Source organism: Rhizobium sp. P44RR-XXIV, assembly GCF_001999485.2.
Taxonomy (GTDB): domain Bacteria; phylum Pseudomonadota; class Alphaproteobacteria; order Rhizobiales; family Rhizobiaceae; genus Rhizobium.
Map to the genome: position 1 here is coordinate 124,830 of NZ_MPVZ02000028.1, position 12,357 is coordinate 137,186.

The following is a 12,357-nucleotide window of genomic DNA, read 5'->3' on the forward strand; positions in this document are numbered from 1 at the left end:
AAGCCGCCCGAGAGATTTCGGGCGGCTCAATTATCAAAGTCGGAACACCTTCACTTCGTTGCCGCGTTCAAGTTCCTTATTGGCCAGGAAGAGCGCGGTTTTCGCATTCTGGCTTTCCCGCTCGGCCAGCAGCAGCAAGATGGCCTGCAGCCGCCGGATGGCGAGCGCCTTGTTGCGGTGTTGAGAGCGTTCATCGCGGCACATGACGGTGATGCCGGTCGGGACATGGACTGCCCTGACCGCGCTGTCTGTCGTGTTTTGATGCTGCCCGCCGGGACCTCCGGCGCGCAGCGTTTCGAAGCGAATGTGGTTCATGTTGATGGTCGTTGTTGCATTCGCTGTATCGGCCAGTTCGATGCGCTTGACGCCGATGAACCAGTTCTGCCGCTTGTGCCCAGGCCTCAGTTTGCTCTTGAAGATGAAGCGGATCGAGCCGCAATAATCCGCCGCCAGGGTCTTGGCATCCCTGCCACGCAGCGTGACGATTGCTGAAACCGGGCCATGCCGGTCCGGTTGCTGCGAGGCTGCTATCTCGATTTCGCAGTCTCTGGCCTGCGCCTCCCTTTCGAGAATGGAGAGCAGCGATTTGAGTGCGACACGGCATTCAGCCGGGCCGTTGCCCGAGGTAGCAAGGAGATGGATATCAGCCATTCTTGCGCCTCCCACTCATCCTGCGATCACGCACGCGGTCCCGCTTGAGCTCGTCGTGATCGACGCTCGTCTTCTTGTAGGTAATGAGCGGCTTCATCGAGGCGAGTGGTCGCACAAGGCCATGGCCTGCAAGATCTTCAAGGACTTGCCCTGCATTCTTGTAGGCACTGGCCGCCTCTTCGACGGCAAGTTTGCGGTCGTCGCAAATGGCGATGCCGCCCCATTGGTTTCGCAACAACGCCTCCCGTTCCGAGCGGGTAACGCCAATGCGGCCATGCATGTTGCGGCGGTCGTATTTGCGCCCGGCTCCGTGCGAAATGGCCCAATGCGATTTTGCGGCGGCGGAGAGAACCTGGACAATGTAGCTCAGGCTGGCTCGGGAGCCGGCAATGGGCGCAACGCCGCCACTCTGAACAGCAGCTGCCCCCTTGTAGTGGACATATCCATCGGTATGCCGACGCACGAGATTGTGCGGGACATCCGCGATCAAGCGCACGTCCGTGCGAAGTACCTCGGCCACTCGTTGCGCAATCATCTGTCGATTGAGCACTGCCCACTCGACGCAGAGATCATGGCGGGTCAGCCATGTCATGCCGGCCTCGGATGCCGGATCCAGGCCATCCGTCATTGCGCCATTCTCGTCGATCGTCCGGTCGAATACGCTGGCTCCCAGGTTGCGCGAACCTGTGTGGACAAGCAGATAGAGCTTCTGCCTATCCAGAAGTTCGGCCGCATCAGGTTGAAGCAGCTCTTCCACGGACTGGATCTCGCAGAAGTGGTTGCCGCCGCCGATCGTACCAAGCGATTCGACATCGGCCTCAAGATCGGCCAGCGGTGCGAATTTTGCGATGTCGGGTGCATCGAAGCCAATATTCTCAAGTTCGCGCAAGGCGGTGGCAGCCTTGTCGATCCTGAATTTGCGTTGCGGCATGTCGAGCTCGAAGAACGCCATGCCGCAGCCGATATCGTTGCCGATCAATTGCGGATAGAGGCGCGACGACAAGGCGGCCATGCCGACCGGGCCGTATTTTCCCGGATGAAGGTCAGGGAAACCGGCGACGGACAGCATGCCTGGAAGCCTTGTGAGCTCCGCAAGCTGCTCCAGCGCCAATCCTTCGATCCAGGATTTTGCCGTAAAATAGTGTGCTATCGCGGCAGGGCGGCTGCAGCGCATAGTGACGGGACCGGAGGCCCCTATGGAATTGCCCATGAATATGATCCCAGGACAGGATAAATATTTTCGGCCTCAAGGCCGATCAAAGGAGCTCACGGCAGCGCATCGACGCTGACTTAAGCTTTTGCCCCTAAGGGGCGCGATGAAATGACGTGCATCATTTGTGCTCCCAGTCCTGAAAAAGTTATGCCGGCTGTATAAGCGAAGCAGAATGGATTGCAAGATCTGTTTTGAGATCCTGACTAGCGGTTGCTTGCAATCCCCCGATCTGCCAACTGTTGCCGGAGCTCACCCTCCTTGAATGGCGTAGTGCGCTGCACTATAATAGCGCTATTACTCCAAAGCCTTTTTCTCTGTCGTCAACGGTGATGCCGATGAGTGACAATGATATTGTCCTGAAACCAAAGACCAAGACGAAGCCGAAGGTCGACAGACCGAAGCTTTACAAAATCATTCTCGTCAATGACGATTACACTCCACGTGAATTCGTCATCATGGTGCTGAAGGCTGTCTTCCGCATGAGCGAGGAGAACGGCTATCGCGTCATGATGACGGCGCACAGGCTCGGCACCTCGGTTGTGATGGTTTGCGCGCGGGATATCGCCGAGACAAAGGCCCAGGAGGCGATCGACCTGGCAAAAAGCGCCGATTTCCCGTTGATGTTCACCACGGAGCCGGAAGAGTAGGGGCCTGCAGCCGGTCAGGCGATGGCGGGGCGACGGATCTGGAAGCCGGTCTTGTCCTGCACGAAGCCGCAATTGGCGTAGAAGCGCAGTGTTGCCGGGTCTTTCGAGCCGGTCAGCAGCATGGCCTTGTAGCAGTTTTTGCCCCAGGCTGTTGTGACGGCCTTCTGGATCACCATCCCGGCAAGGCCGCGCTTGCGATAATCCGAATGCGTGACGACATTCTCGAGCAAGGCATAGGAAGCGCCGCCGCGCGTCAGGTTCGGAATGACCACCAGTGTCACGGAGGACACGGCCTTATCGCCGGCAAAGGCCGCGAAGATCGTCATGCCGGAATGGGCCAGGATTTCAGCGAAGCGGCGCTCCGCGAATGGCAGGTCCAGCATTGGGTCTTCAGCATTGAGATGCTGGTAAAGTGCAAGAAGCGTCGGCAGATCGGCAATCTCTATCGGCCGGATGACGATATCGGCGGCGCTTTCTACGGCTGCTTGCGACATGTCAATTATCCTTCTTGCCGAACATCCTTTTCAGCATCTCCGCCATCGGACCTGTTTCGGGTATTCTCGGCTGGTTATGGTTCCGTGCCTGATGGATATGCGATTTGGCGGTCGCTTTCTTCTCAGGCTTCGGAGCCTCTTCCTCCGCCTTGCCGCCCAAGGCGAGCGCGATCTTGTTCATCAGCTGCGAGTCCTCGCCGCGCACCAGCATGTCGGCATTGTCGGCAAGCGTATCGAACAAGGGGTCGAGCCAGTCCCTGTCCACCTTGGCGAAATCGCCGAGGACGTGATTGTGCACGAGTTCCTTGGCGCCGGGATGACCGATGCCGAGGCGCAGACGCCGATATTCGCGGCCGGAATGGGCGTCGATCGACTTGATGCCGTTGTGGCCGCCATGGCCGCCGCCGGTCTTCAGCCGCGCCTTGGCGGCCGGCAGGTCGAGCTCGTCGTAGATGACCACGAGGTCGGATGGTTCGAGCTTGTAGAAGCGCATGGCTTCGCCGACGGATTCGCCCGAGAGGTTCATAAAGGTCTGCGGCTTTATGAGCAGCACTTTCTGGCCGCCGAGTTCGCCCTCGGAAATCTCCGCCTTAAACTTCTTCGTCCATGGCGAAAAGCTATGGCGGCGATGGATCGCATCCACGGCCATGAAGCCGATATTGTGGCGGTTGCCTTGATATTTGGCGCCGGGATTGCCGAGACCCGCGATGAGAAGCATGCGCTTCACCCCCCTGGAAAATGCCGATGCCCTTCACGACAGCGAATTGACGGCAAAGTCAAGGCGGGATGTGATCAGTCGCCGAGGCGCAGGCCGTACTTCAGGAAAATCCGCTTTTGCGTGCCGTCGGCGATCAAGGCATCGAGCGCGGTTTGCATCTTGTTTTGTAAGTCGTTGGGGAAATCCTTCTGGCAGGCAATTCCCATGGCCTGCTGAGAGAGGATGGTCACCTTCTGCACGGCATGACCTTCCTTCTTCAGCTTGTCGAAGTAGAATTCCGAGATCGGCATCAGATCGATGCGGTCGCTCATCAGCTTCTTCAATGTCGCCTTGAAGTCGCTGCCGACATCGATGCGCGGAAAATTATTTCTACGCAGGATTGTCTCGGTGTAATCCTCACGCCACGTGCCGACGAGATATTTCCTTGCCTCGTCGATCGTGGCGGCAGTGACTTTCGAGCCATTATGCTTGATCAGCACATTGCGATCGATAAATAATGGCTGCACCCAGGTGAAGAGCTTGTCACGCTCTTCGCTATGCGCCGTGGCGAAAACGCAGGTCAGCGGCTCTGTCAATGCCTGGCTGTAGGCTCGGGCCCAAGGCATGACATCGATCGTATAGTCCACGCCGATATCCGCCATCACCTTCTGCACCTGCTCGACAGTCGCGCCGACGGGGGTCTTGCCGTCACGATAGTTGAAAGGCGGGTAGTCTTCCGTGGTGAAATGGACGGTTTCCGCGTGGGCCGAAGCAATAAGAGAGAGTGAAAACAGGTTTGCAGCGATGATGAGCAACAGCTTCCCCACCCGGCTCTCCATTGCTATGACGCCTGCGCTATACGGGATTGGCCATTCAATTCCAGGCAGGACAGCGTGGTCATCAGGATATCCGGATGCTGCGGGCGATAGAAGAGATAGCCTTGGCCATAGTCGATGCCCATGGTGCGCAGGGTCGCGCATTCCTCTTCGGTTTCGACACCCTCGGCAATGACCGTGCAACTCATCTTGTGCGAAAGCGTCGTGATGCTTTCGACCAGCATGCGGCTCTTGGCGCTGACATCCGACGCCGTGTCGTTGATTGCCCGCACGAAGGACTGATCGATCTTGATGATGTCCACCGGGAAGCGGTTGATGTAGCTTAGTGACGAATATCCCGTACCAAAGTCATCCAAGGCGATGCGGCAGCCATAGCGGCAGATCTCGTTGATGACCATGCGCGTCTCCGGATTGTCATCCATGAGCACGGCTTCGGTGATCTCGACGACGATGCGGCGCGGGGAGATATCGTAGCGTGAAAGCAGGGCGGCCATGCGTACCGGCAGCTCGGGCTCGAATTGAAGGGGCGAGAAGTTGATGGCGAGGTAGGTATCCTGCATGCCATCGAGCTGTGACAGGCGCGCAAAGTGCGCGACAGCCTTTTCCATGATGCGGTTGCCGATGCGGATGATGGAGCCGGTTTCCTCCGCGACCTCGATGATGCGGGCCGGTGGCAGGATCCCCTTTTGCGGATGGTGGAGCCGCATCAGGGCTTCGAAGCCGGCGATCGAGCGATCGTCGATATTCACGACCGGCTGCAGATGGGCTTCGAACCAGTCTTCGCTGAGACCGCTTTCGATATGGCTTTCCAGCTCCGCACGGCGGCGGGAGTCGTCGAGCATGCCGTTGTCGAAGATCTGCGCGCCGTTCTTGCCGTCGCGCTTCTTGGCGTACATGGCGATATCGGATTTCAGCAGCAGTTCGGCTGCATTGGCGGCGTGGCGCGGGTAGATGGCGATACCGACGCTGGCGCTAAGGCGGGCATCGCCATAGAAGGGCGCCTCGAAAACCTCGGCAATGCGGGCAGACATGTCCAACGCTCTTGCTTCCGCATCTTCAGCCAGCAGCAGGATCGCAAATTCGTCGCCGCCCAGGCGAGCGGCAATATCGCCCGGCCTCATGCGCTTCTGCAGGCGCGATACGAGTTCACGCAGCGCCGCATCGCCGGCGGCATGGCCCATATTGTCGTTGATCCACTTGAAGCGGTCGAGGTCGATGAAAAGGCAGGCAAGCTCGCGCCCGCGCAGATCGGCCTCGTTAATCTTGGCGTCCAGCGCGGTCTCGAAGCCCTGGCGGTTCAGCAGGCCAGTCAGATGATCGGTGATCGCCTGACGCAGGTTCCGGTCCTCGGACTGCTTAAGCTCGGTGACATCGGTCATGACCGAAAGCGAGAGGCCGTCCTGGATCGCGGTGGTCTCGAGGATCAGGACATCCATGACCTGCTCGTTCCGGCAAAGGAATTTCACGGTGACAGCAAGCCGGGCAGCAGTGTCGGGATTGCTGCGCTTGCGCTCGGAATATTGCGTACGCGATTCCGGCAGGACGAGGCTGGCAAACTCGCGCCCAAGCACTTCTTTTCGATCATAACCCGTGGCGGCGAGCCAATAGTCGCTGACAGCGGCGATGCAATCGTCCTTATCGAGGGAGAAAAGCATGGCGGGCGTGAGATTATAGGTGTCGGTAGCCCTGCGATGGGCAAGCTTCAGCTCGGTCTCCTCACGTTGCAGCTTGCTTTGCATGTCGTTGAAGCTGCTGGCGAGCCGGCCCATTTCGTCGTTCGATTGCCAGTCGACATGATGGCGCGAGCCGAGCCGGCGCGTCGCCTCGACGGCATGCGTGAGCCGCATCAATGGCTGGATGACGAAAATGCGGTTGCCGATCAGCGCCGCTCCGAAGACCGTCAGTACGGCGAAGATGAAGATGGAGATGAAGACGATCTCTTCATTCTTCAGGCCGTCAAACAGACCGAGCTGCGGGTAGTAGACGGTGATGGTGCCGAGTTTCTTGGCACCATCAACGCCATTATAGATGATGGAGCGGGAGACGGACTCCAGATTGCCCTTGTAGGACTTCGGTATGGTCGACTGCGTGACATCGAGCTGGCCGGAGAGATCGCGGACGTTGACCCGGACGATTGCGCCCTCGGCGACCGTCGTTGCGCTGATCTGGGTGACGCTGTCTTCGTCCAGGTCCCACAGCGGCTTTGCCAGAGCCTGGGCATTGGCGACGAGCAGAACGGTTATATGGTCCTTGATTTCCTTTTCGGCGCGCTCCGATGACAGGAAAAGGAATAGGATGAAGAGCGGCGCTACGAAGACCAGCAGCGCACCGCAGACGATCGCGAAAAACCTGTTTTCGACCGAATGGTTCATCGTTCCGTTAGCTCCCCAGTTATAGGCCAGCGGATACTGGGGCACCGATCCCTACAACTCTTTCGCGTAGATTTTCATGAATCTGTTAAATGTTGCTGAAACTCTGGGGTTAATGGAAATTAGTGAAAGTATAGATTCAAGAAATTATTACTTTTACTTTCTCTAATATTGCGATGCTGGGCATGAAAAAACCCGCCATCCCATGGGGAGGGCGGGTTCTGATGACTGCGATGAAGATGCCGATTAGGCAGAGGCTTCTTCGCCGCCTTCTTCTTCTGCAAGACCGGCTGCCGGGGCAACGATCGTTGCGATCGTGAAGTCGCGGTCGGCGATAACCGGCGTGACGTTCTTCGGCAGCTTGACGGCGGAGATGTGGATGCTGTCGCCGCTCTTCAGGCCGCTGAGGTCAACGGTGAAGAATTCCGGGATGGCATCGGCCGGGCAATGGACTTCGACTTCGTGGCGAACGATGTTCAGCACGCCGCCAGCCTTGAGGCCCGGTGACTTCTCATGGTTTTCGAAGTGAACCGGGATTTCGACGGTGACTTCGGTGTTGCCGGAAACGCGCAGGAAATCGACGTGAACCGTGAAGTCACGGACCGGATCGAGCTGGTAGTCCTTCGGCAGAACCTTGATCTTCTTGCCACCAACATCGATCGTTGCGATCGTCGTCAGGAAGCCGCCGGCATGAATGCGCTTCGTCACCTCATTGGTGTTGAGAGCGATAGAAATGGGGGCCTGCTTGTCACCATAGATGACAGCGGGAATCAAACCATTGCGGCGAAGTTCACGGGCGGACCCCTTACCAACCCGTTCGCGCGCCTCGGCCTTTAGCTCGTAGCTTTCGTGGCTCATAGCTATTCCTTTCGAGGTGTTATCTGGAGAGCTCAGCCGGTCGGTCATATGCCGTATCGGTTGAACTGGAGGAAGGGCGTGCCCTGCCTCATCCGCATTGCCTCCAAGGGTGTCTGCGCGGACGCGTGGCGTATAATACAAAGTGGCCGCAGGCGCAAGCACCTCCGGAATGGGAGGGTTTGTGATGACATTGCCACGCTTGCCTTCGTGGCCGCTGGCCATTTCCATCAACGCCTTGACATATACCCTCGGCCTCTTCAACAGTCGAATTCAATCGATCAGGGTCAGAAAGAGAGGTCGGGCATGCGCTCAAGGTCTATCGCCGCTGCGGTTTTTTCCATGGGTCTCGCCGGCGCGTCACAGGCTGCCGACATCAACGAGCAGGGCGCCAACGATCTCCGGGATATCCTGACGCATTCGCTTTCGCGCGATCTTGCGCGCAGCGATTTCGTTACGGTCAAGCCCGCGGGTGACCAGTATGAGATCACCTACGACCTTGCGAAGTTCTTCGACAAGGTCAACTCCAGTGGGTTCTCGGTCACCGGGTTCAAGCCGCTTTCCCTGTTTGCTCAGCCTGTCGATCAAGGCCGCTGGCACCTGACGGGGAACAACAGCCTTGATATTGCTGTACATTCGCCGTCATCGGATATTGCCTATTCGATCGCTTCCAGCTCCTTCGATGGCATTTTCGATCCGACGATCGAGATGATGCGCTCGATGGGCATAAAGAGCGGCAGCGTGAAGTTTTCCAGCGTCGGCAGCGGTGCCAAGAGTGGCCGCAAGATCGACGCCACCATCGACGGCATCTCTTTCGCCCATACGGTTACCGACAGTAGCGAAGCGGGTAAGGTCGATCTGCAGGTGCAGGGCACGCTGCAGCGTTTGAACGAGCAGCTTACCTTGCGGCCACATGGCTCGCCCGTGAGCTTCAGCGCCGATAGTGTCAGTACGCGGGTGACGGCGACGAGCCTGCCGGCAAAGGAGCTGCGCGAACTCTTTCGTTTCTTCGTCCAGCACGTCAAGGCCAAGCAACTTTCGGAAAGCGGCAGCGAAAAATTCGAGCAGCTCGTGCATCGGGCTTTGCCGGCCTTCGGCTCCCTCAGCAAGACGGTGACTTTGAGCAATGCCGTTGTGGCGACGGACAAGGGCAAGGTCGGCGTCAAGCAAGTCGACTATAGCTTCAAGATGGATGGCCTGACCAAGTCCTCCAATGTCAATCTCGAGCTGCGCGCCGAACATTTCACTCCGGATGCGGACCTTATTCCGGCAGCATACGCGCCCTTCTTGCCTGAAACGCTTGATGTGCAACTCGGCGTGCCCAATATCAATTTCTCCGGTCTTATCGATACGGCCCTCGATGCGGTGGCGACGCGGGCGGCACCACTCTCCGGGGAACTGGTCAAGCGCACGATGTTTCCAAGTGGATACGGGACGCTTGAATTTCCGAAGATCAGCGCTACTTCGGGCGTCTACGACCTAGAGGTTTCCGGTACATTGAAGGGCTCGACCAAAGCGCACTCCACCTATTCGCTGCAGGCAACGATTCTTGCGCGCGATTTCGACAAGACCGTCGCGGCCATGCAAGCTGCTGCAAAAACGGAATCGCGTCTTAACAGCGTCTCTTTCAGCCTGCTCGCGGCCAAGGGGTTTGCCAAGACCGACCCGGATGGCCGCCTGCGCTGGGACGTAACGATGGATGAGGATCGGACGGTGACTGTTAACGGGCAGGTGATGAAGAAGCCCTGATACGGCATAAGTGCGCGGGATGTCCCGCTGCATTGATAGAGTTTCATTCGAGAGGCGAATCGGCCCTTTCGAATTTTCACATTCTTTTTCCAGGGTATTTGGGGGTGAATTATGCGTTTCAAAGCGGTTGCCGTGGCAGCTGTTCTTGCTGCGGGCGTGGCCGGCGCCACGCAGGCGGCGGATGTCAGTGAACAGGGTGCGAAGGATCTGTTTGGCAATCTGACCTATTTTCTGCCTGACGATATCGCCAAGAGCGGTGGAATTTCGGTAAAGCCGGTCAGTTCGCATTACGAGGTCACTTATGATCTGCGGGCATTGTTCGACAAGCTGAATGTCAGCGGTTTCGATATCAGCGGCCTCAAGCCGCTGACCATGCTGGCAACGCCGCAGGATAGCGGCCTCTGGAATATCGAAGGTAACAATGCCTTCGATATCACGGCGCGTTCGAAGCCTGGCAGCGCCGCTGACATGGAATTTCGCTATGCCCTGGCTTCATCGAATTTCCAGGGTGTCTTCGACCCGGCGCTTCATTACCTTCGTTCGATGGATATGAAGGGCAACGGTATTACTTTCGCCACGAAGACCAGCGACGAGAATAGCGGCGTTCAGAAAAACGACGCCACGGTCGATAGCGTCGGTTACACTCTTTCATCCGCCGATAGCGGTGAACCGGGCAGGCTCGACGTCAAGATGAGCGGTAGCCTGCAGTCGCTCTACGACAAGATCTCGTCCGACGACACGACGCTCGGCGAAATCAAGGTCGCGGCGATCGACTTCAATGCCGGTGCGACCAAGCTGCCGTTGAAGGCAGTGAATTCCTTGCTGCACTTCGTTTCCGAGCACAAGGACCAGAAGACCCTTTCCGATCCGGACAGCCTGGCGCTCAAGGCGTTGCTGATGAATGCCATGCCGATTGCCGGCTCCTTCGAGGAGTCTATTTCCGCAAAGGACATTTCCGTGACGTCGCCATTTGGCGATGGCGGCCTTCAGAAGCTGGGTTACTTCTTCAAGATCGCCGGGCCGGCCAATGCGATGAGCGCCGATTTCGGCTTGAATGCCGAAAAGCTCACCCTGGCTACCGGTCTCGTACCTGAAGACTATATTGCTTTCATTCCGGATGCCGCGGATTTCCAGATACAGGTGCCGAACCTGAACTTTTCCGCCCTGATGGAGATCCTGCAGCAGACCGACTTCAACAAGCCGGAAAGCGATGCGGCCCTGGACGAGAAATTGCAGCAGGCCATGTTCCCGGATGGCACTGTGTCGATCAACTTTCCGAAGATCAGCGCCGTCTCAGGTCTTTATGATGTTGAGGCTACCGGCAGCATGCGTGGCTGGCTGAACGAGAAGGACCGCGTCTCCATGAAGATGACGGTACTTGTCCGCGATCTCGACAAGACGATTGCCGCCGTGCAGGAGTCAGCAAAGACGAAGCCCGATCTTTCCCAGCTCTCCTTCGGCCTGATGATGGCCAAGGGCTTCGCCAAGACGGATGCGGATGGGCGTTCGCGCTGGGACATCGAGATCTCCGATGCCGGCGGCGTGACGGTCAACGGTCAGGTCATGAAATAAATCAATCAGAAATCAGAATGCGATCATGTTTGTCCTGAGGCCGTTGAGCCAGCGCTCGATCTCTCTCCTTTGGGCCGGTCAGGTACTGGCGGCCACGGGTTCCGAATTCTACATGGTCGCAGTCGTCTGGATCGCGGCAGACTTTATCGGCAGGGATGCCGGATATGTGTCGGCACTGCAGTCCGGTACGCTCTTGTTCGGCAGTCTCTTTGCCGGCATCGTCACGGATCGGTGGCGTCACAGCACGACGATGATCATGGCCGATCTGCTGCGCGCCATTCTGTTGCTGATGCTGTCGCTTGCCGGTCTTCTGCATTTGATGAGCTTGCCGCTGCTGATGGTGCTTGCGGCATGCATCGCGTTGCTGACATCGACATTCGATCCATCATTGCAGGCGACGCTGCCGACGATTGCCGTGGACCCGGACGTTCGTCACGCAACCAACGGCCTGTTCGACGCGACGCGACGCATGGCACGCATCCTCGGCCCGAGCCTGATTGCAATCGTCAACGGCTTCCTGCCGAAATCGCAATTCTTTGCGGTGACGGCGGCCACCTTCCTGCTGTCGGCGCTTGCCGTCTGGCTGGCGGTGGCAAGGCTTCCCGCTGCGCCGCGGCGGCGTGATTTCTCCGGAATGGCTGCCGTTGTGGACGGCGTTCTCGGTGGATGGCGGGTGGCGCGGGGCCACGCGGCCATCCTCTATGGCTTGTTCACCAACCTGATGGGAAACATCGCCTGGGCAATGGGAATCCTGCTCGGGATGATCCTGCATCTGCGCGAAACCAGCGCCGATCCCCTGACGGATTACAGCCTGATGATGACCGCCTACGGCGTTGGCAATGTTGCGACCAATCTTATTCTCAGCAACATCAAACCGCGCCGGCCCGTTGTCTGGATTATCGCCGCCAAGCTCATTTTCGGTTCTGGGGTTTTCCTGCTGCCGCTGATGCACGACCGGATTTGGCTGATGGCCGTCGCGTGCTTTGCTGCGATCAACGGACCTTTCGAGAATCTCGCCATGCTGCATCTGATGCAGACACGCAGCGAACCGCATCGTCTCGGGCAGGTTTATCGTCTGATGATGTGCGCGATCTTTACAGGGCTTTTCCTGGCTTACCTGATGTCGCCGACCCTGTTTGCCTGGTTCGGCATCGGTCCTTCGATCATGGGGGCAGGGGCTGCTGTCGTGATCTCCGGTCTCATCGGCATTGGCCTGCTGGCCTGGAGACAGACGCATCCGTCCAGGGCAAGGGTCGTCTGACGAGAGGTGAGCG

The 12,357-nt window shown here is 58.1% G+C and carries 11 protein-coding genes; 4 read left to right on the forward strand and 7 right to left on the reverse strand.

Features of this window, described 5'->3' with window-relative positions:
- Window positions 1–33: 33 nt before the first annotated feature.
- Together prfH and BSK43_RS17700 are read right to left on the reverse strand one after the other, a co-directional pair.
- The gene (gene prfH / locus BSK43_RS17695; RefSeq protein WP_077469329.1) at window positions 34–651 is read right to left on the reverse strand and encodes a peptide chain release factor H; all 618 of its coding nucleotides are present in this window, start codon (window positions 649–651) and stop codon (window positions 34–36) included.
- A complete protein-coding gene (locus tag BSK43_RS17700) occupies window positions 644–1,861 on the reverse strand; it encodes an RNA ligase RtcB family protein (protein ID WP_077469328.1) in 1,218 nt (405 codons plus the stop codon). Before BSK43_RS17700 ends, prfH begins: the two co-directional genes overlap by 8 nt.
- A gap of 338 nt (window positions 1,862–2,199) precedes the next feature.
- Between BSK43_RS17700 and clpS the strand changes: the two genes are divergently transcribed.
- Window positions 2,200–2,511, forward strand: coding sequence for an ATP-dependent Clp protease adapter ClpS (clpS, locus tag BSK43_RS17705; RefSeq protein ID WP_077469327.1), 312 nt, complete (start codon window positions 2,200–2,202; stop codon window positions 2,509–2,511).
- 14 nt (window positions 2,512–2,525) lie between these two features.
- On the opposite strand, the gene BSK43_RS17710 is transcribed toward clpS, so the two are convergent.
- The 5 genes from BSK43_RS17710 to BSK43_RS17730 all read right to left on the reverse strand — a co-directional run bounded on the left by BSK43_RS17710 (window position 2,526) and on the right by BSK43_RS17730 (window position 7,765).
- Window positions 2,526–3,005, reverse strand: coding sequence for a GNAT family N-acetyltransferase (locus BSK43_RS17710; RefSeq protein WP_077469326.1), 480 nt, complete (start codon window positions 3,003–3,005; stop codon window positions 2,526–2,528).
- A 1-nt stretch (window position 3,006) separates the two neighbouring features.
- A complete protein-coding gene (pth, locus tag BSK43_RS17715) occupies window positions 3,007–3,723 on the reverse strand; it encodes an aminoacyl-tRNA hydrolase (RefSeq protein ID WP_068388641.1) in 717 nt (238 codons plus the stop codon).
- A gap of 74 nt (window positions 3,724–3,797) precedes the next feature.
- A complete protein-coding gene (locus tag BSK43_RS17720; protein ID WP_169055427.1) occupies window positions 3,798–4,541 on the reverse strand; it encodes a transporter substrate-binding domain-containing protein in 744 nt (247 codons plus the stop codon).
- A gap of 2 nt (window positions 4,542–4,543) precedes the next feature.
- The gene (locus tag BSK43_RS17725; RefSeq protein ID WP_077469324.1) at window positions 4,544–6,910 is read right to left on the reverse strand and encodes an EAL domain-containing protein; all 2,367 of its coding nucleotides are present in this window, start codon (window positions 6,908–6,910) and stop codon (window positions 4,544–4,546) included.
- A 243-nt stretch (window positions 6,911–7,153) separates the two neighbouring features.
- Window positions 7,154–7,765, reverse strand: a complete 612-nt coding sequence (locus tag BSK43_RS17730; protein WP_077469323.1) for a 50S ribosomal protein L25/general stress protein Ctc — start codon at window positions 7,763–7,765, stop codon at window positions 7,154–7,156.
- 303 nt (window positions 7,766–8,068) lie between these two features.
- Between BSK43_RS17730 and BSK43_RS17735 the strand changes: the two genes are divergently transcribed.
- The 3 genes from BSK43_RS17735 to BSK43_RS17745 all read left to right on the forward strand — a co-directional run bounded on the left by BSK43_RS17735 (window position 8,069) and on the right by BSK43_RS17745 (window position 12,344).
- Complete coding sequence (locus BSK43_RS17735) at window positions 8,069–9,511, forward strand: hypothetical protein (RefSeq protein WP_077469322.1); 1,443 nt, start codon at window positions 8,069–8,071, stop codon at window positions 9,509–9,511.
- Window positions 9,512–9,622: 111 nt separating this feature from the next.
- Window positions 9,623–11,083 (forward strand): hypothetical protein, encoded by a 1,461-nt coding sequence (locus BSK43_RS17740; RefSeq protein ID WP_136687082.1) that lies wholly within the window; start codon window positions 9,623–9,625, stop codon window positions 11,081–11,083.
- A gap of 25 nt (window positions 11,084–11,108) precedes the next feature.
- A complete protein-coding gene (locus BSK43_RS17745; RefSeq protein WP_077469321.1) occupies window positions 11,109–12,344 on the forward strand; it encodes an MFS transporter in 1,236 nt (411 codons plus the stop codon).
- Window positions 12,345–12,357: the final 13 nt, after the last annotated feature.